The 25,435-nt window shown below is 42.0% G+C and carries 19 protein-coding genes; 2 read left to right on the top strand and 17 right to left on the bottom strand.

The window, feature by feature from the left end; genetic code table 11:
* Positions 1 to 698: IS481 family transposase (locus tag RUMTOR_RS12005; protein ID WP_004848321.1), on the top strand; the 698-nt coding region annotated here is incomplete at its 5' end.
* Between the two features lie 232 nt (positions 699 to 930).
* A complete protein-coding gene (locus RUMTOR_RS12000; RefSeq protein WP_009242906.1) occupies positions 931 to 1,905 on the top strand; it encodes a LysM peptidoglycan-binding domain-containing protein in 975 nt (324 codons plus the stop codon).
* A gap of 363 nt (positions 1,906 to 2,268) precedes the next feature.
* On the opposite strand, the gene RUMTOR_RS11995 is transcribed toward RUMTOR_RS12000, so the two are convergent.
* The 17 genes from RUMTOR_RS11995 to RUMTOR_RS11910 all read right to left on the bottom strand — a co-directional run bounded on the left by RUMTOR_RS11995 (position 2,269) and on the right by RUMTOR_RS11910 (position 25,392).
* On the bottom strand, positions 2,269 to 2,688 hold the full coding sequence (locus RUMTOR_RS11995) for a DUF2871 domain-containing protein (protein WP_004848314.1): 420 nt from the start codon (positions 2,686 to 2,688) through the stop codon (positions 2,269 to 2,271).
* A 93-nt stretch (positions 2,689 to 2,781) separates the two neighbouring features.
* Positions 2,782 to 3,201, bottom strand: a complete 420-nt coding sequence (locus RUMTOR_RS11990) for a hypothetical protein (protein ID WP_004848311.1) — start codon at positions 3,199 to 3,201, stop codon at positions 2,782 to 2,784.
* Positions 3,202 to 3,233: 32 nt separating this feature from the next.
* Positions 3,234 to 3,791: a TetR/AcrR family transcriptional regulator gene (locus RUMTOR_RS11985; RefSeq protein WP_009242907.1), complete on the bottom strand. Its 558-nt coding sequence runs from the start codon at positions 3,789 to 3,791 to the stop codon at positions 3,234 to 3,236.
* Between the two features lie 242 nt (positions 3,792 to 4,033).
* A complete protein-coding gene (locus tag RUMTOR_RS11975) occupies positions 4,034 to 9,934 on the bottom strand; it encodes a glycosyl hydrolase family 95 catalytic domain-containing protein (protein WP_004848305.1) in 5,901 nt (1,966 codons plus the stop codon).
* 276 nt (positions 9,935 to 10,210) lie between these two features.
* On the bottom strand, positions 10,211 to 10,978 hold the full coding sequence (locus tag RUMTOR_RS11970) for a type III pantothenate kinase (RefSeq protein ID WP_004848304.1): 768 nt from the start codon (positions 10,976 to 10,978) through the stop codon (positions 10,211 to 10,213).
* Positions 10,962 to 11,777 (bottom strand): ECF transporter S component, encoded by an 816-nt coding sequence (locus RUMTOR_RS11965; RefSeq protein WP_004848302.1) that lies wholly within the window; start codon positions 11,775 to 11,777, stop codon positions 10,962 to 10,964. The genes RUMTOR_RS11970 and RUMTOR_RS11965 overlap by 17 nt, the downstream gene beginning before the upstream one ends.
* A 110-nt stretch (positions 11,778 to 11,887) precedes the next feature.
* Positions 11,888 to 13,090, bottom strand: coding sequence for a bifunctional phosphopantothenoylcysteine decarboxylase/phosphopantothenate--cysteine ligase CoaBC (gene coaBC / locus RUMTOR_RS11960; RefSeq protein WP_009242910.1), 1,203 nt, complete (start codon positions 13,088 to 13,090; stop codon positions 11,888 to 11,890).
* A 137-nt stretch (positions 13,091 to 13,227) separates the two neighbouring features.
* Entirely contained in the window at positions 13,228 to 13,854 is a 627-nt protein-coding gene (locus tag RUMTOR_RS11955; RefSeq protein ID WP_004848298.1) for a formate/nitrite transporter family protein, read from the bottom strand.
* An 881-nt stretch (positions 13,855 to 14,735) separates the two neighbouring features.
* Entirely contained in the window at positions 14,736 to 15,767 is a 1,032-nt protein-coding gene (locus RUMTOR_RS11950; RefSeq protein ID WP_004848296.1) for a hypothetical protein, read from the bottom strand.
* Positions 15,764 to 16,324: an RNA polymerase sigma factor gene (locus tag RUMTOR_RS11945; RefSeq protein WP_009242912.1), complete on the bottom strand. Its 561-nt coding sequence runs from the start codon at positions 16,322 to 16,324 to the stop codon at positions 15,764 to 15,766. Before RUMTOR_RS11945 ends, RUMTOR_RS11950 begins: the two co-directional genes overlap by 4 nt.
* Positions 16,325 to 16,712: 388 nt before the next feature.
* Positions 16,713 to 17,738, bottom strand: a complete 1,026-nt coding sequence (queA, locus tag RUMTOR_RS11940) for a tRNA preQ1(34) S-adenosylmethionine ribosyltransferase-isomerase QueA (protein WP_004848293.1) — start codon at positions 17,736 to 17,738, stop codon at positions 16,713 to 16,715.
* A 42-nt stretch (positions 17,739 to 17,780) separates the two neighbouring features.
* Complete coding sequence (gene pheT / locus RUMTOR_RS11935) at positions 17,781 to 20,225, bottom strand: phenylalanine--tRNA ligase subunit beta (protein ID WP_004848291.1); 2,445 nt, start codon at positions 20,223 to 20,225, stop codon at positions 17,781 to 17,783.
* Between the two features lie 28 nt (positions 20,226 to 20,253).
* The gene (locus RUMTOR_RS11930; RefSeq protein WP_004848289.1) at positions 20,254 to 21,291 is read right to left on the bottom strand and encodes a phenylalanine--tRNA ligase subunit alpha; all 1,038 of its coding nucleotides are present in this window, start codon (positions 21,289 to 21,291) and stop codon (positions 20,254 to 20,256) included.
* A gap of 571 nt (positions 21,292 to 21,862) precedes the next feature.
* Entirely contained in the window at positions 21,863 to 22,330 is a 468-nt protein-coding gene (locus RUMTOR_RS11925) for a hypothetical protein (RefSeq protein WP_009242913.1), read from the bottom strand.
* 4 nt (positions 22,331 to 22,334) lie between these two features.
* Positions 22,335 to 22,790 (bottom strand): hypothetical protein, encoded by a 456-nt coding sequence (locus RUMTOR_RS11920; RefSeq protein WP_004848285.1) that lies wholly within the window; start codon positions 22,788 to 22,790, stop codon positions 22,335 to 22,337.
* Between the two features lie 57 nt (positions 22,791 to 22,847).
* Positions 22,848 to 23,360, bottom strand: a complete 513-nt coding sequence (locus RUMTOR_RS11915) for a hypothetical protein (RefSeq protein ID WP_004848283.1) — start codon at positions 23,358 to 23,360, stop codon at positions 22,848 to 22,850.
* 82 nt (positions 23,361 to 23,442) lie between these two features.
* The gene (locus RUMTOR_RS11910) at positions 23,443 to 25,392 is read right to left on the bottom strand and encodes an LXG domain-containing protein (RefSeq protein ID WP_004848282.1); all 1,950 of its coding nucleotides are present in this window, start codon (positions 25,390 to 25,392) and stop codon (positions 23,443 to 23,445) included.
* Between the last annotated feature and the right edge of the window lie 43 nt (positions 25,393 to 25,435).

The raw sequence follows: 25,435 nt of genomic DNA, 5'->3' as shown, positions 1-25,435 counted from the left end.
CTGGTCTGGTTGTCTTTTGGGTCAAACTTAAGCAGCGCGGTTATAAACGTTCCATCCCAGGATTGTATCGTTTTCTGAAGAAACAGGGAATCTTGGCTCAAAAACTTCCGAATCCCAAATATATTCCGAAGCCTTATGAGCAGATGAAATATCCCGGACAGCGTATCCAGGTCGATGTGAAATTCGTTCCTGCATGTTGTCTTGTCAATAATGCGAAAGGAAAGAAATTCTATCAGTATACCGCCATTGATGAGTACTCCCGCTGGCGGTATGTGGAAGCTTTTGAAGAACACAGCACCTATTCATCCGCACAGTTCCTCAAGCATCTGATCCAACGCTTTCCTATGCCAATCGAATGCGTTCAGACAGACAACGGCGTGGAGTTTACAAAGCGCTTTTCCACTTCCGGCAAAGAAACATTGACTTTATTCCAACGGACTTTAAAAGAACTTGGCATCCAACATAAACTGATCCGACCCTTTACACCACGTCATAACGGAAAAGTGGAACGCAGCCACCGCAAGGATAATGAACGTTTTTATACCTCGCATACTTTCTATTCCTTTGAGGATTTTTCCAAGCAGCTTCAAACCTATAACCGTAGGGATTATAACCAGTTTCCCATGAGACCTCTGGGGTGGAAATCACCACAAACTGTTCTGAGGGAATTTATTGATCGGGGTGTAACATATGTTTGACAAACCTACATATAAATGAATATTTACCTCTGCTTCTTTTATTTATCTATTTTATACATTTTATTGCAAAAATCAGGGGGCGCACACACATTTTCTTCGGCAATACATACAATAATCATAGAAAAAACGAGCCGTAATGCCCCTCTATACGCGCTTACTTTTTCAGTATTTAATTTGTTTTTCACAAAAGAAACTAAAATATTTACATCAATATATTATTTATGGAGGCATTATGAATATAAAAGGACTTGATGTCAGCGAATTTCAAGGAGAAATCAACTGGGAACGGGTTAAAAACGCAGGCTATCAGTTTGCTATGATTCGTGCAGGTTATGGATTCAATACGATTGACAAACAATTTCAGAGAAATGCTTCTGAATGCAACAGAATCGGTCTTCCGATCGGAGTTTACTGGTTCTGCTATGCTGTCAGTCCTGAAACGGCTATTCAGGAAGCCGACGGCTGTCTGCGCACCATTCGTAATTATAGAATTGATTATCCTGTCTGCTATGATATTGAACAGGCGTCCGCCGCTTATGCTCTCGGAGAAGGTGTCACTATCACTCCGGCTCTTGCAAAACAACTCGTTTCTTCTTTCTGCAATCGTATTGAAGCAGGGGGCTACTATGCGATGTTTTACACAAACCGCAGTTTTTTAGACAATTATCTCGGAAATGATCTTGCAAAACGATATGCATTCTGGTACGCCCGCTATGCGTCTTCCTTCGACGGAACAGACTGCGGTATGTGGCAGTATACAAACGAAGGAAGTGTTCCCGGTATCGGCGGAAATGTAGACCTTGATATCGGCTACATCGATTATCCCGGCATCATCCGCCGGGCAGGACTTAATCACCTGTCTGAAACTGCTCCGCCGCCCGCTCCTCCCTCCGCTCCGACATATATCACTTATACGATTCAACCCGGTGATACATTAAGTGAAATTGCCGAAAGATTCGGAACAACCGTCTCTTCTCTTTCCGCTCTGAACGGTATTTCCGATCCCAATCTTATTTACGCCGGAAATACACTCCGCATTCCACAAGGCGGGAATTCTGCTTCGGTTTATTACACCATTCAGCCGGGAGACACATTAAGCGAAATTGCCGAAAGATTCGGAACGACCGTCGCTTCTCTTTCTGCCTTGAACGGTATTTCTGATCCCAACTTAATTTATGCGGGAAATACACTTCTAATTTCTCAATAACTTTCAGTACCGATAGATTTTTTTATCTTTTCTTTTCAATAAAGCGCGGTTTCTTTAACTATCTAAATTTAAGAATTTCATAACTTTTTTTCGTTTTCTTTTAGACATTAAACATACTTTAGACACATTTTGAAGATATACTGTTCAACAGATAGTTGATAAAACAACTATCTCCCCCCTCATAAAGTAAAGACATCCCGGATAACCGGGATGTCGCACTTTACTCTCATTCCTTTAGATAACTATAAAAACAACGAAACCCGTTAGCCGGAAGGTTAGCGGGTTTTCGCTGTTTATAGAACTGTTCATCTCGTCTGTGGATAGTTCTTAGACAATTCACTATAACTCTAAAAATCATTATTCCTATTGTTTTCGTATCAATTCCCTTTTTATCGCAAACAGCAGTAAGAAAAATGCAATCATCATTCCGATATGAGACAATCCTGCCAGACCGGACAGCATCCCATTCCCCATTTTTCCAAGCTCTATTCCGAGAACCTGCACAATTCCGCGAATAAGCATCATCACCACCATGGCAGGCAATGCGATATTATAGAGAACAAAAAATTTCTTAAACAAAAGATTTTCCGCCAACATTGTTACTTTTGCGAAAAGAGCCGTTATAAGAAATAACAATGTTCCCATCACCAACAGATGAACATGCAGCACTCCTAATGTAGTCGGCTCTGTATATCCGTTCCATTTTGTAAATTCCCGATAAAATACGCCTCCCGCCATTGCAAATATAAAATAAACAATCGCTGTATTTATAATTCTTTTCATATGTATCTTCTCCTTAGTTTTTACTCCTCATCTTTTATGCATCTATACTTTCTCTATACTTCCTCTATACTTTCTCTATGCTTTTTCGTTTACTTATGCTTTCTTCCTGTAAGCCTGTATATAATTTCTTCCAAATAAAACGCCTGCCATGAAAAGTGCCGCTCCCAATCCTGTGTAAAATACAGCTATAAACCGCTCCGGCAGTAAATGGAATGAACGAATAATAATCCCGAAACTTATCATAAACGCCATAATTAAAAATGATTTCAAATCAAAAAATTTATAAAACAGTTGCTTTTCTTCTTCATATCCTTGAATTCTTATTGTATGTTTATTTGTCAACTTATAAAATACCATGAACCAAAAGAGAAGAAACACGATAATTGTCACGATATAATTTATTACAGTCTGATATTCAGCATAAGTTTCAATCCCGATCCTCAAAACGTTAAATCCTGCGATCATCCAGACAAGACTTGCCAAAAGCAAAAGATTCTGTTTCTTTATCTTCATAACCCATCTCCGTTCCACATCAACTCTTTCTCTTAATACAAATAATTTTTTACAAATTCCAAAAAGGACTCTTTTTCATTTTGTTTTTCCAGTAATATTGATAAAAACAAGGTAAATATATAGTCCGTAAAAATTTCGGCAGTCAGATTTTCTGTAAATATCCCTTGACGTATTTTTTCATCATTTTCCAAAAAATGTGCCATTTGATTTTTTAACCTCAGAAAATATACTTCCATCGCCTTTTTTCCTTCTTGTCTTTCTCCTGCCGTAAACCCCAATGCATGCATGGAAAAAAATTTCGGATAACGGCTTCGGCTATTTTCAACACCTTCAAACAACAGGTTTAAGTATTCCACAATATTCTCGCATTTTTCTAAAGTTTTTCCCATTTGAAATATATCTTTCCACACTGCCTCTATTGTAGCAGACAAAAGTTCTGATTTTGAAGAAAAATAATTATACAAAGAACCTAGTGCAATTCCGCATTCAGATGCAACGGTTCTCATATTTACTGCGGCAATTCCTTTTTTTGCCACAATCCCACAGCTTACTTTCAATATTTCTTCTTCCGACGTAACCGCTCTGCTCAACTCTTATCACCGTCCTCTTTATTCTATTCTCCTTTCCCGCTTTCCCTTTTCAGTTTTTTTAATATGAACATTGTTCATGTTAATATTCTATACAATATTTGTCAAGTTTTTTCTCCTGTTTTCCAATTTTTCTCTTTACTCTCTTTTTACAACTTCAAAAGAACCGATTCCCAAAAGAGAATCGGTTCTTTTATATCGCCTCACAATATTATATTATGAAAACTTTATTCTTATTTTTGTTCTTATTTTTTCTTTTTATTTTTGATAATAAGAACTGCCGCCACAACGGCGATTGCAGCCACAAGACCCGCGATCGGAAGCCATACGTTCTTATCGTCGCCTGTCTGTACCGCACCGGAATTGTTCTTTCCTTCCTCTTTGCCGGATGTCGGAGGAACTTTTCCTTTCTCTTCAACAGTCACGTTGACCGTTACTTTCCTGAATTCTTCCGGAATTGTGATTCCTTCTTTTGTCTGAAGTGTTCCTGTCAGTTTATATGTTCCTGCTTTGTCTGCTTTATACACATCTGTGTTCCATACGATTGACAGTTTATCTTTCGCCTTGTTATCAAGTGTCACTTTCACTTCTTTCGGAAGGGCAAGTTTCTCTGCCGGAGTTCCGAATTTCACAGTAAGGTCAGCAAGTTTTTCTACTGCTATAACCACTTTGTCTTCCGGCTGCGGCGGGTCTACTTCTCCGCCTTTTTCTTCTACAGTTACGTTGATCGTTACTGTCTTGAAGTTGTCAGGAAGTTTAATTCCTTCTTTTGCCTGAAGTGTTCCTGTCAGTTCGTACGTTCCCGCTTCGTCTGCTTTATACGCATCTGTGTTCCACTCTACTGACAGTTTGTCTTCTGTCTCGTTATCTAATGTTACTTTTACTTCTGTCGGAAGAGCAAGTTTCTCAACTGAAGTTCCGAACTCAACCGTAAGATCAGTAAGTTCTTCTACTTTTGTAACTACTTTGTCTTCCGGCTGCGGCGGATTTACTTCGCTCTCTTCTACAATTACATTGATCGTTACTGTCTTAAACTTATCAGGAATCTTAACGCCTTTCTTCTTCTGAAGTTCTCCTGACAGCGTCTGTGTTCCGATCTGATCTGCTTTGTAATTATCTGTCGTCCATTTTACTTCAAGTACATCTGCAACACGACCGCCTTCCAGTGTAACATTTACTGTTTTTGGAAGATCCAGTTTATCAGCAGCAGTTCCTTTCTTCACTTTAAGATCGGCAGGTTTCTCTACGCCTACAACTGTCTTTGCATTCCAGTCGTCTACCGTCAGGTTAATTACTGCAGGTACAGCTTTGTTTCCTGATGCATCTACAGCTACGATACGGATACTGTAGCCTTTGCTTTCATCCGCGTTTTTCAATGTATATTCTGTCTTATCGCTTTCAGATACGATCACGCCGTCTACATATACAATATATGTAACTTCGCTTCCTTCCGGATCTTCTGACGGAGCCCATGTGATCTTCACATCTTTTTCACCTTCTTTTACTACGCTGATTCCACTTACCTGTGCCGGAGCTTTTTCATCTGCCGCCGCCACTGTCGTGAACGGCTCGCTGCAAAGAGCTTTTTCCGACTCTACTTTATTATGGTTTACTCCTACGATCATAAATACATAAGATGTACCCGGTTTCAGATTCGTAAACCGCACCGTTGTCTCTGTTGTTGTCACAGGTTCTCCTGCATTATCCGGAACAGTATCTGTAATTGCTTTCAGCGCTTTTGCTGTTCCTTCATGTTCTACAGCATATACTTTATAAGACTCTGCCCTTGGAAGTTTCGTCCATGAAACAGTTGCTTCTGTACTTGTAACTCCCATTACAGTTGCTTTTGCATCTTCCGGAATCGTCGGAGCCGGAATTTCTGCCGCTTCAAGTTTTGCACCTGCTGCGTTCAAGTCTGCTGCAAGCTTATCAGCCTGCTCTTTTGTCGTCTTGTCGTCATTCATTCCCTTAACGGCATTGTCGTATGCTGTCTTAAACTCGTTCCACAGATTTTCTGCGTAATCGTCTTTATTCAAACCGCTGTATTTTTCAATCGCAGCCTGAAGCGCCGATTTATCAACAGAAGCCGCTGCCGGAGTGAATACTTCAAGATAATCAATGTTTACGTTAATGTTTCCATGATCTGTTGCCGCTGTAAACTTGATTGTATGTTCTGTATTTTCCAGATCTGTCTTTTCAAATACGCACTGCTGCGGTGATCCGCCGGATTTTTCTTCCCAAAGAACTGCGTCGCTTTCTGCCTTTCCGTCCAGTTCTACAGTAAATTTGCCTTGCGTATTATTTTTCTGAGCATAGAACTTAATGCCTGTTCCTGTAAATGTATAGCTGAACCATGCTCCTTCTGTACTTGTCTCCGTCTTAGTTCCGCCGTGATGCTTATCAGCTTCTCCTGTGTACGGATTACTCCAGCCTGTTTCACTCCATGTGATCTTCGGATTCTTGGAGTTCTTATCATCCGAGCAGTCCTCGATGATCTCTGACTGCGCTGTCACATCCGGGATTGCAACTGTAATCTCGCATGTGCCTGAGATTTCGGCATTTTCTTTCGATGTCGCTTTTACTGTCACAACACCGTTTGCTGTTCCTGCTGACAGAAGACCGTTTTCATCGATCGTAGCTGCCGCGCTGCCTGATTTTGTTGTAACAGACCACGTAACACCTTTATTGATCGCCTCTGCAGGAGTTACTGCCGCTTTCATCTGAAGCGTCGATCCGGCTTTGCTCACCGTCGTCATTCCGCTTGCAGACGTTACCTCTACTTTTTCAACCCGCGCCGCTTCTGTATTCAATACATTAAACGCGTCAAGCTCTACTTTATCTCTGCTTGCAGATGCATTTTTCTCGCCCATCGCCCGAACTTTAACCGTATGGATTCCGTATTCAAGCGTCTTATCTTTATGCTCTTCTGTAGAGAATATTTTTGCCTGTCTTTTTTGAGTTGCCGAATAAGTATCTGCTGTTGCCCATACTTCTCCGTCGATAGAGATTTCAACTTTACCTCTGTCGTTTTGTGTACAGGAGAATACTTCGATACCCGTTCCGCAGAATGTAAGTTCCGCTGTCTCTGTTCCTGTCGGGTCTTCTAAGTATTTCACTGAACCGCCGTAGTTTCCTTCCTGGCTGATCCAGTTGCCCCAGCTTCCTGTATATTTGATACGTTCGTCCTGATCGTCGATCATGCCGATCATGTTACGGCAGTCATCTACCGTTGCTTCCGAACTGAACTCGCTTTCTTTTCCGTCGATCACAGCCGTAACTTTGTACTTCAATGTTCCGAGCACATCCCAAGCGTCTGTGTCTGTCCATTCTGTCGCTTTCAGTTCTGTCTGAACCTGTACCCACTCGCCGCCTTCAATCTGACGGTATACATTATAAGATACTTCTGTTCTGGCTTTGACCGCATCCCATGTAAGAACTGTCTCTCCGTCTTTGATCTTCGTTACCTTAAGACCTGTAGGAGCTGCAGCTAATGTATTATCAGGGATAGCAGTGATCGTATATGTCTTTCCTGCTTCTGTATTGAAGGAAATACGATCTGAAGTCACCGGTGTGATCTCAACGAGGTTTCCGTCACTGTCTTTTACAGTTGCAAGTGAAAGATTTGCGTACTGAACAACCGCTTCTCCGCCGTTATTAGAGTGGATCGAAGCTTCTGTCAGTTTGTTGTCTGCCCATGCCATATCAACCGCAAAATTACCGCGGGCAAGCAGACCTTTCACATTACCTGTTCCCCATGCTTTCGGAACTGCAGGCATCAGGTCGATGTGACCCATGTTGCTCTGAACAAGCATTTCCGCAACTGCCGCTGTGTAACCGAAGTTTCCGTCGATCTGGAACGGAGCATGTGTATCCCACAGGTTTGTCATAATCTTATTGTTTGTGATCATCTTAGACAATACATCATAAGCCTTATCGCCCTCTGCAAGTCTCGCCCATGTTGCGACACGCTGAGCCATCGCCCATCCTGTCGTCACATCTGTTCTGTTCTGCATCGATACTTTCGCTGCCGCCAGCCACTCGTCATTCTGAGCGATCAAGTCTCCCGGATATAATCCGAGCATATGGGAAATATGACGATGACCATATCCTTCTCCCATCTTCTGACCATTCTCATCTGTATTTAATGTTGTCTCGTTATACCACTCTTTGATCTGTCCGCTGTCACCGATCTCAATCGGTCCTTTTAAGTCAGCCTGATTCTGTTTCCACTGTGCGACTTTCGCTTCGTCAACTCCCAAAGTCTCTGCCGCTGTGATCGTATCTTCATATAACTGCCAGATCAACGAATGCTCATATGTATTACCTGCAGTTCTCGGTCCGTGCTCCGGTGAATAACTCGGAACAGACACAAGCTTACCTTCTGAATCTCTCATCAGCATCTGATCGTACAGCGTCGCTTCTTCTTTCATCATCGGGTAAATATGAGTCTGCATGTACTCTGTATCTCCCGTAAACTCATAATATTCCCAACAGTTCTGAAGAATCCACGGAACGCCTGCCGGAGACCATCCCCAGTCGAATACCCAGCCCGGGTTCGTCCATCCGTACGGGTTGTTCTGTGTATGCGCCATAAATCCGTTTTCAGGATTTGCTTCCGTACTTTCAACTCCTGCGTAAATCTTCGCCGTAATACGTCCCGGCTCTCTGAGCGAATCTACATAGTCGATCAGCGGTTCTGCGCATTCCGCCATATTCGTCGTATATGTCGGCCAGTAGTTCATCTGCAGATTGACATTCATATGATAGTCCGAATGCCATGCGGAGTTATTCGCTCCGACCCAGATTCCCTGCAAGTTCGACGGAAGAGTTGCTCTTCTTTCATTCTTCGTTCCGTCTTCGTTCACAGGAGTCTCTCTCGATGATCCCATCGTCAGATAACGTCCGTACTGGAAGAGCATCAATTCCAGATAACGTTTTTCTGTTTCGGAAGCCGTTCCTTTTTTATATGCCTCCAACAGCTTATCCGTTGTCTTGTCAGACACTGCCTGTCCGATGTTAAGATCTAATCTTCCGAAAATATGATCGTAATCATTTACATGATCTTCTTTTAACGTCTCATATCCGCCGGCTTTTACTTTCGCCTCAGCTCCGGATACATATCCTTTTACCAAAGCAGCGAGCTGTTCTTTTGTCTCGCCTGTACGGTATTTCGGATAATCGTTTTTATAATCCGTTCCGATGGAAGTAATGATCGTAATCGCTTTCGCGCCGCTTACCGTGATCTTACCGTTTTTCGAGTCGTCTTTGATCTGCCCCGCCGTTCCGTCATCTTTGATTACCTTCGTATAAGAACTGAACTTCAACTGGTTATCTGTAAGCTGTCCGTCGATCGCGATTGCATTGTCGGATACTTTTTTGTCAAATGTTCTCGCGTAAGAATCTGCTTCCGGTTTGTTTTGACTTCCGCCTTTTTCCTCATCCGGTTCTACACGAACGTCAAAATCAAGCGTTCCGCCGTCTGTTGCAGTCAGACGTGTTACAAGAACGTTGTCAGGATAGCTTACGAAGTTTTCTCTTGTATAGTGCGCTCCGTTGAGATCATAATTCACTCCGGCTACCGCCGTGCGAAGATCCAGATCGCGCGAATATCCCGAAACGTTATTCTTTGTAACATTTTTAAAATCCAGATACATATTGCCATAACTTAAATAATATCCGTATCCCTGTACTCCGGCGTCATCACTGACTCCAATAAGCTGTCCTGCAAGATTACTGTCAAACCCTTGTCCGCTTTTCAGTTTCTCTTTCAGTTGTGCCATAACCTTGCCGTTCTGACCTTTTGATTCAATATTACCGCCGTTATATTCCGGTCGGCTGTCTGAAGGACCGCCGGACCAAAGCGACTTTTCATTCAACTGAATTCGCTCTGTCTGAACACCGCCAAACACACTGGCTCCAATCGCGCTGTTTCCAAGCGGAAGAGCCCACTGCTCCCACCCCGTATACGAATTGGGCGCCTCTTCATCATACCACAAACGCAAAGCATTTCCCTCCGTTTCCTGTGTCTGTGCCAAAGCAACGTTATCCTCGGCCGCTACAGAGAAAGGAGCTGCCGATACAACAGTCGCCATCGCAAGTGCGACAGATAACGCTTTCCCGCCTGCTTTTGAAAGCTTCCTTTTCATCTTTTTCCTCCTTTAAATTCGCACAGAAGTACAGCCATAAATAAATTAAGCCGAATACTCCGATGCTACGTTGTACTGTTTATCATATCACACTTTTATTATATTTTGTTATATTTTTATGATTTAAAATAGTAAGTTTTTTATATTTTCGCTTTTTTACACATAAATTCAAGGATAGCCGCAGCCATTTTTTGTATATATAGTCTATACCGCGTCTATCCTTTTCTCTTTTTACGTTATATTTACCTTATACACAGGTCGATTTTCTCCGATCTGTCACCTGCAGTTCTTCCGATAGATGATTTCCAGTCCTTTCAAAACAAGATCATCGTCTCGAATAATCTTTCTTCTGCAATGAGGAATGATTTTTTCCGCCACTCCCCCTGTCGCAACTACCGTTACATCGCCGTCCACTTCTTCTGACAGTCGATCGATCAACCCGTCGATCGCCGCAGTGCTGCTGTAAACGATACCGCTTTTCATACAGTCCACCGTATTTTTTCCTATAATATGCCCCGGTTCTTCCAGACTGATCCCGCCAAGCTGAGACGCATTGGCTGTAAGGGAATCAAGAGAAACTCCGATCCCCGGATAAATCATGCCGCCGATATAGTTTCGGTTTTTATCTATAACACAAACCGTGTTTGCCGTACCCATATCAAAAATAAGAAGAGGCGTCGGATATTCCGCAATCCCTGCCACCGCTCCGACAACAAGGTCGCTGCCAAGCTGCGCCGGATTGTCGATCCTGATATTTAATCCGGTCTTGATCCCCGCGCCTACGATAAGGACTTCCTTTTTTAAAATCTTTTCAACCGCAGCTTTTACAACCATCGTAATCTGCGGAACAACCGACGAAATGATACCGCCTTCTAAATCTGCCTTTTTAATATGGTAGATGTCGAGTACGTTTTTAATATCGATCGCATACTCCAGTTCCGTCTTTGTCTTAACAGTTGAAATCCGTTCTACGAACACGCATTTTGAGCCGTCAATGCAGCCGAGCACGGTGTTTGTATTTCCGATATTAATAGCCAATATCATTTCTAAAACCAAGCCTTTCTCTTACATTCTTTTTCAAAAGCGCTCTTCCGATACATAAAGTCAGCACACCTGCCACGATTGCTTCCGGAACGCCGTTTATCCCGATAATAGAAAGAATAAATGTGTATACGCCCGATACCGCCACATTATTTGCCGATGCATATGCTTCCCTGAAAAACAGAAAAATCAGATTCATAACAAGCAGCGTATTTGTCATTGCGCCCGCCACGCCTGCAGTCACAAGTCCAATGCTTGACACACCGGTCTTTTTTGTTTTTTCATTTGAAAAACGAATGATAAGCTTATATACATAATACGGTATAATTCCCACAAGTATGCGGGGAAGAAAACAGATAATCACACTTCCCCATCCGCCGCTTACGCCTGCAATACTGTAAAACGGAGTAAATACAAACGATGTCGGTGTCGGATTCATCGTATTGTTAATAAAACTTGTCAATCCAAAAAGGAATCCTAAAGCTCCGCCTTTTTTCGGTCCCATCAAAAGCGAAGCGATAATAACCGGGATATGTATGATCGTCGCACGGGTAAATCCAAGCGGGATATATCCGAGGAAAGGGGTAAAAGCCATCACACATATGACAGCTCCGAATATTGCCACCTGAACCATACTCATTGTACTGAATTTACTTGACGAGCGCTGTTTCCCCGACGTCTGCCGATCTTTGCTCGCGGTCTTTAGATCCGCTGCATACTGATCTGAGCCGTATACTTCTGCCGTATTCATTTCTTCCGCACATGATACTGTGCTGTTTTCTGTTACTGTTTTGTTTTCCATGTCTGCCTCCTTGTTATCATTCCCTTTCGGGATACAATACATTTGCTTTTTGTCTGCTTCTTATCGTTCCCTTTCGGGATACAATACATTTGCTTTTTGTCTGTTTCTTATCAGACTTTTCTGGCTTCTGCAATCATCGTCAAAAGTTCTGCGGCTGTCTCCTCTTTTGTCATTTTTCCGAGTGAAACTTCCTTCTCTTTCGTGATGACCGTTACGACATTTGTATTTCCGCCGAATCCTGCGCCTTCCACACGAAGACTGTTTGCGGCGATCATGTCAAGCCGCTTCTTTTCCAGTTTTCTTTTTGCATTTGCAATCAAGTCTTCCGTTTCCATTGCAAACCCGCATAAAAACTGCCCCTGCTTTTTGTGTGCTCCGAGATAAGCCAAAATATCGTCTGTGCGTTCCAGCTCAAGCGTCAGATCCGATCCGTCTTCTGTCTTTTTCATCTTGCTGCCTCTTATGTGTTTCGGTCTGTAATCCGCCACTGCTGCCGCTTTGATAATGATATCCTGTTCCTGCGCCCGTTCCTTAACTGCCTCGAACATCTCCTTTGCGGAACATACATTTACAACATTTACAAATGCAGGTTCTTCCTCGGCAGTTGGCCCTGATACGAGCGTCACCTCAGCGCCTCTCCTTGATGCGATTTTTGCAATAGCATAACCCATCTTTCCGGTAGAATGGTTTGTAATATACCGTACCGGATCGACCGCTTCCTGTGTCGGGCCTGCCGTTACAAGGATCTTCAAACCTGCCAGATCTTTTTCATATGCGATTTCCTGCAAAATGACATCGAGCAGAACGTCCGGCTCAACCATCTTTCCGGCTCCGGTATCTCCGCATGCAAGGTATCCCACTGCCGGATCTACAACACCGTATCCGTATACCTGCAAGATCTTTAAGTTGTCCTGCACGATAGGATTTTCATACATGTTCGTGTTCATCGCAGGCGCGATAAATTTCTTACATCTGCATGCCATAACCGTTGTTGTCAGCATATCGTCCGCTATGCCGTGGGCGACTTTCCCGATCACGTTGGCGCTTGCCGGTGCGATCATTACGATATCCGCTTTCTTTGCCAGAGACACATGCTCCACGCTATACTCAAAATTACGGTCAAACGTGTCTACAAGACACTTATTTCCCGTCAGCGTTTCAAACGTGATCGGATTGATAAAATTAACCGCATTTTTCGTCATAAGCACATGTACGTCCGCATGAAGCTTTTTCAGCGCACTGGCAAGATACGCGATCTTATACGCAGCGATACTTCCGGTAACTCCGAGCAAAACTGTTTTGTCTTTTAACATTTTCGTACCCCCTTTCCTTTTGCTCCGCTTCATTATATTGTATCGTATATAAAAAATCAACCTGAACAAATCGTATGTTCAGGTTGAAATCCGCCTTTTTTCAGGAAATGTATTCTCAAAGAAAATCACTGTCTGCATTACGCATTTTCCGAGTTTTTCTGAATCTGCACATGCTGCGTAAGCTTACACAGCAAAATACCTCCCGTACTGTTTCCGAGAATCATAATAAGAAGCGGAACAGCATATTTTGTCGGTGTACTTACAAGACCAAAATAAAACATATTTGCAATACAGTGCTCGAATCCTGCCAAAATAAAGACCGAAACGCAAAGAAAGACTGCGATCGTGCCTAAAATATTCGGCTGTTTTTTAAATGTTGCCACGGCAATATACATCAGCATTCCACAACAAACAGCCAGCAAAAACAAACTAATATATGTATCTGACAATTTCGTTTCTACGATCGGGCCCGCCTTCTCAACCAATCTTACTCCGACACGGGTTTGTTTCATAAGAAACGCCATAATATTAACACCGATTCCGTTTCCGACCAAAGTAATCAATGTCTCGGCACAATTTTCTTTACAGATATATCCGATCTTGCCGGTAAACAAATTCAATTCCAAATTGATAATCGTAAAAAGTCCTAATCCGAATAAAAATGACGCCACGATTGAATTGTCCATATTCAAAAAAACAGTACAGCCGATCCCGATCATCAACCCGGCAACAACAGATTTTTTTAAAGCTGATAAATATTCCATACCTCACCTCGTTCTTTTTCTTCTAAAATTGTAAGTATTCTTAATTAAATGTTGTATAAAACCCGACGATACCGCCCCGGCTCGCAGGCACAACGTGCCTATTATACCATAAATACCGCAAATGTATAGAACTCTTTTTCCGTTTTATTAATCTTCTGTTTAGAAATTTTCGTATTCTTTTATTCTTTCAACATACTTTAGACATATTTTCTCTTTATACTAAGTATCAGATAGTTGATAAACAACTATCCCCCTCATAAAAGTAATGATATCCCCTGAACAAGGATATCACGCTTTACTCTCATTCCTTTAGATAACTATAAAACAACGAAACCCGTTAGCCGGAAGGTTAGCGGGTTTTCGCTGTTTGCAGAAACTTTTACGATTTTTAATCGACTGTATTTCACGATAAATATGTTGTTATAAAAAGAAACTTTTGCTAAAATAAGACAAGGCACTACATGAGAATGGTAGGCGGTTAGTCCTTCAACAGAGAGACCGAACTCTCTGATTACATAGAAATCCTGTTTGCAGGAAATCTTGGAAAGGAGGGCTTAACTTATGAGTGATTTTGAAATGCTCTCCATCGTACTAATGATACTTAGTATTGTTGTAACGATTCTGATAGCGTACATAAATCAATCAAAAAAGTAACCGCCCCTCGACCAAGGAATACGGTTACTTTTTTGTAACTTTATCAAATTTGGACTAACCAACTATCAGTAGTGCCTTATTTATATCTATAATATACCATCCATTAAGCACATTGTAAACATGTATCTTTGTAAATGCGTAAACATTCCTTTAGATAACTATAAAACAACGAAACCCGTTAGCCGGAAGGTTAGCGGGTTTTCGCTGTTTATTATCTTACCTTTTTATTACCTTACCTTTTCCAATGGAAATGTAACACTCCACTTCCCTTTAATGTGCATATTACTTGTTGTGAACTTTCCATAAATAACATAATCCGAAACATTTTTATCTGACAAGTCAAAGATATATTCGCTGTACATATCTTTTTCTCCTTCATCTGTAAAGAAAGAAATACTTGCTTCACAATCAAGAACATCTCCATCACTGTTCTTCAAATAAACATATCCATGATTATCCGTTTCAAGCGCAGAATCATATCTGATTTGAATATGAAGTTTTTCTCCCACATATCCTATCGCCGTAAGAGCAACTCCCGAAACAGGCGAATTTATATCTCCTTGAGATACGAGAGCCTGAAAATCTTCCATATACTTTTCACTATTTGCACCACTCCCACCCAAAACACTATACGGAGTAAAAATCTTTACCGAACCGCTATTCTTATCCAAATTTAATGTCGATATTGAACCTTCATACGTTTCTTTATTACTCAATATTTCCCGCACAGAGAAAGTTATTTTCTCATCTGCAATATCATACTTATCCCATTGCGATATAGAAATCAAAAAAACGGCTGTTTCCGTCTCTGCATCATACTTTATATTTTCACATGAGCTACTGCAGTCAAATGAGGTATTGATACTAAAACTATCAAACAAATCTGTCGTTTCATCAATCCTGTCTTCCTCCAAATCTTGTACAGAAATAAGTATCTTCGCCTCTCCGCTCTCTACATAAGCAGAAATAACCTCTATTTTAATACCATTATCCTCACTTATCATACTAACAGGCTTTAACTTTTGGGCTGCTGACGGAGACAACGTATAGAGAAATTCATAAGCCGGAGAAAAATCCGCAGCTACCAATGTCGAAACAGATAATATAAATACAAGTATAAATGAAGCCGCGGCAGCAACGCTCTTTTGTAAAATAGAACTCTTCCCTGTCCTTTTCTTTTTTCTCTGAAAATCTGCAGCTTCTTCGATATATCGATCATTAATATTGCCAATCGCATCTGATATATCCTTTTTTCTCATACTTCAACGCCCTCCTTTTTTAAATATCGTTTTAATTTTCCTCTAATTCGTGAAAGCCGGACTGATACATTGTTATTACTTATTTGAAACCTTTCCGCAAGATCTGAAATACTATCAGAATACCAATAACGGCGAACAAACATTATTCTGCTTCTCTTATCTAACGTTTCAAGAAAGCCGTCAAGTAAATCCGACAATTCATTTGCTTCCATTTCCTGTTCGACAGTCATTACTGCCATAAGACAGTTCTCCAATTCCTGCAACGCCACATCATAATAGCTGTTCCGCTTAATACAAGTGTTCTCATGGTACTTCGCAATAGATATATTTCGGATAATCCGGAATATATAAGCCCTTAACGGATTTGGATTTTTAGGCGGTATTGTATTCCATACGGCAAGGTATGTATCATTTACACATTCCTCTGCATCACGATGATTTTTCAAAATGTTGCCTGCAATACGTTTACACGCCGTTCCGTATTTTTCCGACAATTCTATAAGAGCCTGTTCCTCTCGCTTATAGAGCAAATCAATAATTTTACTATCTTCTTCCAACGTATCATCCTCCTCTCAGCTATATACTAGGGATTTATCCGCAAATCTTACACCTGAAAACAACAATTTTAAAACCTTTTAAACATTTAATTTCCCCCTGCTTGCAGAAAGTCCTGAAAGGAAGTGCTTGCCAACACTTTAATCCATCGTGATTACTTCAATCCAAATCACACTATATAAAACTGCGGAAACTCAAGGAAAATGAATATTGCATTCAATATTTGCATATGCTATAATGCCAGCAGGCAAAAAGAAACGGCGTATCCATGTTGAGCGTCAACAAAAAACCCACGAGTGCACACCTCGTGGGTTTTTCTATTCCTACTTTTTAGGCATGGGGAGGATTAACCCCATAGGCCGGTTGCCGATTATTTTGTCGTGAATTACTTTACAAAATCAGCATGGCATCTCCAAAGCTAAAGAAACGATATCGTTCTTTCACCGCTTCTTCATAAGCCGCCATAACATGTTCTTTTCCTGCCAGCGCGGATACGAGCATAATAAGAGTTGACTCCGGCAAATGGAAGTTTGTGATCAGGCAGTCCAGCGTTTTAAAACGATAACCCGGATAAATAAAAATCTCCGTCCAGCCACTGCAAGCCTTTAAACGTCCGTTTTCATCTGCCGCAGATTCAATCGTGCGGCAGCTTGTCGTTCCGACACAGATCACGCGTCCGCCCCTGTCTTTGGCATGGTTGATCTTCTCCGCCGCTTCTTCATTTATCATATAAAATTCCGAGTGCATATGATGATTTTCCACATCGTCAACTTTGACAGGACGAAATGTTCCCAAACCTACATGTAATGTTACTCTTGCAATATCAACGCCTTTTTCTTCAATTTTTCTAAGTAGTTCCGGCGTAAAATGAAGTCCTGCCGTCGGAGCGGCTGCTGAACCTGAATGTTCTGCATAAACCGTATTATATCTGTTCTTATCCTGAAGCTGATGCGTAATATACGGCGGAAGAGGCATTTGACCGAGCTGATCTAATATTTCTTCAAAGATACCTTCGTATTCAAAATGGATCAGTCTGTTTCCTTCGTCCACGATATCGACAACTTCTCCTACGAGCAGCCCGTCTCCGAAACTAATCCGCGTTCCCGGTTTTGCCTTACGACCGGGTTTCACGAGCGTTTCCCACACATCATCCGCTCCTCTTTTCAGAAGAAGCACTTCGATCTTCGCTCCGGTTTCTTCTTTTGCTCCGATCAATCTGGCAGGGATTACCTTTGTATCATTTATCACGAGACAATCGCCTTCATTCAAATAATCGATAATCTCACTGAATACATGATGTCCGATCTTACCGGTTTCTTTGTCCACTGTCATAAGTCTGGAAGAGGAACGGTCTTCAAGCGGATCCTGCGCGATCAACTCCTCCGGAAGATCATAATAAAAATCACTTGTTTTCATATTCGGTTTATCTCCTGTTATTTCTAAGAAGCAAGCCTTGTTTTATTGTGTTCTAAGCTCTGCGCCCATTTTCTTTCCGAGTTTTTTCATAACCTGTTCGGCGACGCTTTCGATCTCCTGTGATGTCAGCGTTTTCTCATCAGATCCGATCGTCAGTCTGATCGTTACGGATTTTTTGCCCTGCGGAATCTGTTTTCCTCTGTATTCATCTACAAACGATGCGTCTTTTAAAAGGGCGCTTGCTTTCTTTTTACCCATAACGGCATCATAAATGTCATTCCATACTGCATCGGAATCAAAAAGCATGGAAATGTCATAGTCTGTCTCAGGATACTCTGCAAGATGCTCGAATTTATTCGTTCTTGATTTCAGCGGTTTCAGTTTTGAAGCATCCATTTCAAAAAGAATCACAGAAAGATTCTTAATGCCGCATTCCATAGAAACTTTTTTCGCTACAAGCCCCATATCGCCGATTTTCTCGTCATCAAGGTAAATATTCAGCCACACAACATTGTCAGCCCATACCGGCTTTTCTTCTTTTTTAAACTCATACGCTTCCATATGCGTATATCTCGGCATATACTCAAGAACTCCTTTTGCCTCTCTGAAAAGCATACCGATGTCCTTTACGCTGCTTGCAAATGCCGCTCCGATATGTCTGCGCTGTTCAGGAAGAGATTCCGTCTCATCATATGCATTTGTGTAGTTTTTATCAAAGAACACCTGAGCCTCTTCAAAGATAGAAAAATCATTAAAGTAACGCTCGTTTTTCGCAACCGCCTCGCAAAGGTTCGGCAGAAGAGAAGAACGAATGCAGCTCATATCCGGCGCCGGAGGCGTGGAAAGTTTCAAAACTCCGTCTGTGCTTTGCAGAACTGCGTTTACAAACACATCGTTCATCCACGGATAAGTATATACTTCCTGCATTCCACAGCGTATTGCAAGATATTCTTTAATATTTCTTACAAGACTCTTATCTTTCTGATTGATCGAGTCTGTAAATGTCGTCGTAAACTCTGTCGCCTCGAAATTATCGTATCCGTACATTCTGGCAACTTCTTCCATCACATCGTCTTTAATGGAAATATCTCCTGTCGAACGCCATGTCGGCGCCGTCACATGCATGTTGTCTCCGTCGATCTGAACATCGAATCCAAGCTGCTCTAATTTGCCCTGGATTTCTTCGTTTGTCAAATGTTTTCCAAGTCTCTTCTCAAGCCATGTCAGATTAACGTCAATCTCTGCTCTGTCGAGTTTTTTCACATAATTATCGCAGTATCCTGTCACCTGAAGTTCAGGATAAAGCTCTTTAAAATACTTCATTGAAAGAGCAAGCGCCTGATCGCATCTTTCAGGATCGATTGCTTTCTCATATCTGGAAGACGCTTCTGTACGCGTATCGTAACGAAGCGCCGTACGGCGGATGCCTGTCGCTTCAAAGTTTGCCACTTCAAGAATCACGCGTTCCGTCTTCGGCAGGATCGAATCTTTCGCTCCGCCCATAACTCCTGCAAGAGCAACCGCGCCTTCGGAATCTGTGATTACAAGATCATCTGCGTTTAATTCAAGTTCTTTATCATTTAAAAGAAGCAGTTTCTCACCTTCTCCTGCATGTCTTACAACAATGTGATCCGTAATATTGTCCGCGTCAAATGCATGTGTCGGATTTCCTGTTGCAAGCATTACATAGTTCGTGATATCAACAAGCGCATTGATCGGACGCATTCCTACTTTCCAGATTCTATTCTGCATTTTATACGGCGCAGGTTTTACAGCCACGCCTGACATTTCAACGCCGATATATCTTGTACATCTGTCAGGATCTTCTATCTCGACTTTAAAATCAGACTGAACGTCTGCCCGGAAAGGCTCGATCTTTGCAAGCGGCAAGTTATAAAGAGCCGCGATCTCGCGGGCGATTCCGTAATGTCCCCAAAGGTCCGGTCTGTTTGTCATTGATTTATTGTCGATCTCAAGAAGCACGTCATTCATATCCAAAGCATTTGCCAAAGAAGTTCCTGCCGGAACGTCAAACGCTGACAGATCAAGGATTTCTCCTTCTGTTTCTGACGGGAACAGCTCGCCTAATCCGATCTCATCTGAAGCGCAGATCATACCGAATGACTCAACTCCGCGAAGTTTAGAATTTTTGATCACTACAGGCTCACCCTCGCCGTGCCAGCGGACAACCGCTCCCGGACAAGATACTGCAACGCGCATTCCTTCTTCCAGATTAATGCCTCCGCATACGATGTCTTTGATCTCATCACTGCCGATATTTACTTTACATACTCGCAGTCTGTCCGCATTCGGATGCGGCTCGATCTTTTCGATCACTCCGACGATCATATTTTCAAAACGTTCTGCAAGATATTCCACATCTTCCACTTCGACTGTAGACATTGTCAGATCGTACGCCAGTTTTTTCAGATCTGCATCTTCCGGAATATTTACATAATCTCTAATCCATGATAATGATAATTTCATAGTCTCTCTCCTCGTATCTAAATTGCCTCTATCTAAACTGTTTCAGGAATCTTAAATCTGCGCTGTGGAACAATCTTACGTCATCCACGCCGTAGCGCATCATAACAAGTCTGTCCAAACCGATATTTACATAAAATCCTGTATACTCATCCGGATCAAGCCCTGCTGCCCGAAGAACGTTCGGATGCGGAGAACCGCCCGGCATAACTTCGATCCAGCCGACATGTTTACATACGCTGCATCCTTTTCCGCCGCAAACCTGACACTGCATGTCGATCTCAAATCCCGGCTCTACAAACGGGAAGAAACCGGAACGCATTCTGACCGGAACGTCCGTTCCAAACACTTTGCTCAAAATACTCTTAATCATTACTTTACCTGATGTAAACGTAATATCTTTGTCCACGATCAGCGCCTCATACTGGAAAAACGCTCTCTCATGATGCGCGTCCGTTGTCTCATTTCTGTACACGCGACCCGGATATACGAAACGATACGGCGGTTTGTGTGTCTGCATATAGCGAACACTTCCGCCTGTCAGATGCGGACGAAGGCAAAGCTTCTCATTCGTGCTTCCGCTGTCATGTCCTTCCAGCCAGTATGTGTCCATACTCTCACGCGCCGGATGATTCGGCGGAAAATTCAATTTATCAAACGCATACATTTCACTTGTGATCTCGTCTTCCTCGAACACCTCGAATCCCATCGAACGGAACGTATCGTTCAAGTCATAACACATCTGCGTGATCGGGTGAAGTCCGCCGCCTGTCGGCAGGATACCCGGAACAGAACAGTCAAAATCAGGAGACACTTCCGAAGCTTTCAGCTTCAGCTCCATCCTCTTCTCATCGATCAGGTCCTTCACTTCATTTTTCGCCTGATTCAAAAGTTTTCCCATCTCAGGACGAAGCGCCACATCCACTGTAGGGATCTCTTTCATCAAAAGACTTAATGAACCCTGCTTTCCGATATACGCGCTTTTTACATTTTGCAGTTCACCCTCGCTCACTGCATCAGAAATCTTACCTTTTGCTTCTGATAAAATACTGTTGATTTTATCTTTCATTTTATTTCTCCTTCCCAAATTGTTTTTTCATTTGAACTTCCTCGATGCGGCGTGCGCATCCTCCCTAAGGGATCTATGCCATAGGAAATCGAATTTTTCTATAGCATAATCACCGGAAGTGCCAAACGGCACATTCCGGGATTGTAAGCGGTCGCCAAGGTCTCGGGCAAGCCCGGACTTTGGCCCGTCGCCTATACAAAAAAACACCGTCGCTTGTCTGTTCAACAAGGGACGATGTTAATCGCGGTACCACCCTATTTCAGAGCATCCTATCTGCTCTGCGCTCTCATTGTGTAAAATATTGCTACACGAACATCCGACTTAACGCACAAACTGCTTTTCGCCGGAAGACTCCCATACTGAAACTTCAAGAAGGGTCGCGCGGAATGCTCTCAGCCGATGACACTCCGTCTCTGGGTCGCTCTGCCTACTCTACTCACATATGTTCATAGTCTAATTTCTGAAATTATGATTTTGTTTCTGTTATATTTTTTAATCTCCCGCTTTGTAACAACAAACATTGTTCCAATCGGCTGATTCTAAATTATTTTGGCACAGATTACGTTTTTTGTCAATGACGGAAATTTACCTCCTCTGTCACGTTCCGCATAAGCATTTCCAAAAAGCGTTCTTTCTTAGTTTCTCCTGTAAGCTCTTTGAAGTAAACGCCTTTTCTTGTTTTTAAATAAGCTCTTACATTTTTACTTTCGTAAAAATCTGTCTTGTGAGTCAGCGTCATCTCATCAAGCGCTTGCGGACAACTGATGAAAAGAGACTGCATCGCCTGTTTCGCTTTCGCATTCTGCTCCAATCCGGTCACGGCATCACCATTTGCACAATAAATATGGATGTTCAATCCAAACACGAGCACAAGAGTCTTCGTTTTATTACCGATGATCGCGCTCTCCACCGGTATATCAAATACTGCTAGATAAACCTGCTTATCATTTTCAAGCTGAAGATTCATCTGTTCAAATGTATAATCCAAAGCATTTTGCCTTAATTCCAAATATCGTTCTGACACTTCTTTTATAGCCATAAATTTACTCTCCTCCTGCCAGTTCTGCATAGATATCTTTTATCCTGCGGTACGTTCCATCCTGCTTTTTGTACAGCTTATCATTCTCCGATTTATACAGAGGGAACTTATTTTCCTCAAGAACCTGCTTCAAAATAACCGCCGCATTTTCAAGACACTTTTCTGTCATACAGTTGTCAAACTTTTTTATTCTGTACAACGTATTCCAATCTTTCGCTTCATCTTTCAGATCAAACGTAAATGCCCCGCGGTCTGCATCCAGTGTAACATAAATTTTTGTCGGCTCATAGAAAAATCTGATCTGAAACTGCCCCATAGGGCCGATCGCACTGCTTTCACCGATCACCCGTATCTGTTCGCCGAATATTTTACAAATAATCTTCTTATATTTACACATCATTTCCTTTTGCTCTGTCTCCATACGTTTCCGCTCCATATATTCATATTGTGAACTACCCATTGTCTGAAGCCTGTGGGCTTCCTGTTTCAATCCGATACATGATGTCTGTCGGCAAAATCACAAAAACTTTAAAATCCGCTCTGTTCTTGGGTAACACAACACAGTCACCTGCTCTTCTCCTTCTAACTCATAATACTCATCCGAAGAAATTTCCATCTGATATTCCGTCCACTCGTCATCTCTTCCGCATAAATAGTAATGCCGTGAAATAAGACCATATATTCCCGACGATTCACGCATAGTAACTGACGTCAGACGCACAACCTCCGGTCCTGATATAAGATCCAATACAAGCTTTCCTGATATCCATCCGCCAATACCTAATGTCAATACCAGCAGCAATACTCCGAAAACAACCGCCGTTTTATTTGTCTTCCTTTTATGAATGATCGTCCACACACAGCTTCCTCCGATACCGAAAAATAAAACCGCATTTGAACCTTCATTTACCATTCCCAATACACCTGTTTCCGGGATTACAATTTTAACAATCAAAAAAACCAGCACTAAAATCCAAAAAATTGTTGTAAATAAATCTCGTTTCTTTTCTTTTTCATCTCTCGTTTTCATACTCACCGTTTTACAGCCTCCTTATTTTTCAAGCTGCAATCCGCCTTTACTCTGGTCTTGATAAGTCAAATTGCGCTCAGCCTTACTGTACAGCATGCCACAAATCACCCTCTTTTACAAATTTATATCCATGTTGCCGCAAATACTCGATCTCTTTCGCAAAAAAACTTCCGTCTCCGCTGAATTTCGCCGGATCATGAGATAAGTATATATCTCTTCCCGACGCGATTTCAATATCAAGAAATTTCTCATTTACTTTCCACATTTCATCTCTCGAATACGTTTTTGCCAGCTCATCCCACTCATCCAAATTATAATACTGTGCGTCATATTCTTGCGCTATTTTATCATATGAAGTCGATTTTCCGTCCTCAAACTTACCAAGCACGACGGCATCCGATTTACCCTTTCCTTTTATTGCGCCAAATGCGAGATCTTCTGCTTCCTGATTTGTAAATGTCGCAGTCTTTGCGCTGTCTGCATCTGTCTTTGGATGCAAAAAGCTTTCCTGTTTTTTCGCATACTCTGAACGGATTTTTATCACTTCATTGTGATCAACTTTCTTCACCGCTATATGCTCGGACACTTTCTGATTTGCAAAATCCCACGCATCCATATCTGCATCAGATAGTCCCGGAGGGTTATGTTTTCCGCTTTCCATGTTCTGCATCGATTGATTATACCGTTTCGCCTCTGAAAATGTCATATCATCTGTAAACGGAACATGTTTACTTCCCACCTTATCAAGTCCTTTATCCAATCCAAACTCAAGTCCTGTTTTAAGAAGTTCCGTCTGAAAGTCGCCCAAATCCAGCTCTTCACGCGCCCAGTTTGTCATAGTTTCGGCAGTAAAATCAACCGCCATGTCTTTTACAGCCTCTTTTGCTACTCGTTTCGCGCTTTCGCGCGCGATTGCCTTTACTCCAAGACCGGCCCCCGCCTTAGTTCCTTGACCAATAGGAACTAAAAGACCCGCAACCATCATATTTATATTTCCCCATGCGTCATATGCCTCTTGATTCCCCTGAAATACTGTATCTCTGATAAAATTAAAAGACTTACTTGTCAGATCTTTAGCTCTTCCATAATGAACGTCCTGAATGCCCTCTATCGCTTTACTCGCCCCATAGAGAGCGGTCGATCCTCCTGTAACCCATACGCCTATCACAACCGGAGTTGCCATCCCTCCAGTTCCGACGATTGCCAAGATTCCGGTAATTGCCGCAGCGCCTCCTGTCAGCAATTTTATTGCGCCTTCCTCTTCTCTTGCCTTACACGCATCTTCATATTGCTGTGCGAATACTTCCTGCATCTTTACTTCTGCAAGCTCGATCTCTTCCGCATTTTCTTTCAAATACTCATTCGCTGTCAGTACATGCTGACAAAGCTCCGGCATATGTGAATTTCCGAAACAGTCTCCCGACTGATACGATGTCACATTCGTTCCGTTTGTATAATATTCTGTAAGCGTTGCAAATAATGACTGAAGCAGATCTGCCAATTCCCCGTTTGCTTCTGACTTATGCTGCGCTTCATAATCTATAATATTTTGATTGAAGTCTGTTACATTCTGCTTTACTTCTTCCATAGAATCTTTTAAATAATACGAATTAGGCGCCTGCAAAGCAATAAGATCCGATACATTTAACAAACTTGTTTGTACTATTAGAGAAGAATCAGATACGTCTTCGATCTCTGTTTTCATCCGGTCTTTTACAGAAAGTAACGTCTTCTGGGGAATGACTGCATATAAGTCCCCTTCCATATCATAATATCCTTCACGGTAAAAAAGATATTTTGTCCTATATAACTGTATTGCCTGCTGTATAGAAGTAAGCAGCGTCATATGCACTTCTTTCAGATACGTTTTAACAGACTCCGCGCTTTTTCCTTGATAACATTCCATATTTCCAAGATTTTCACACGCCTTAACCCACGGTTCTAACTGACTGACCCATTCTGCCATGCGCCCGTTTGTCTGATCATAAAATTGATCCATAGAACTATACATTATTTTATATTGTCCACTCATAATTTTTCCTCTGATATTTCATCAAAATCTCTGTACAATGTCT

It is taken from the genome of [Ruminococcus] torques ATCC 27756 (assembly GCF_000153925.1).
In the GTDB taxonomy this organism is placed as follows: domain Bacteria; phylum Bacillota; class Clostridia; order Lachnospirales; family Lachnospiraceae; genus Mediterraneibacter; species Mediterraneibacter torques.
The sequence above is the reverse complement of the archived record's forward strand: the minus strand, read 5'-3'. Positions and strand labels throughout refer to the sequence as shown.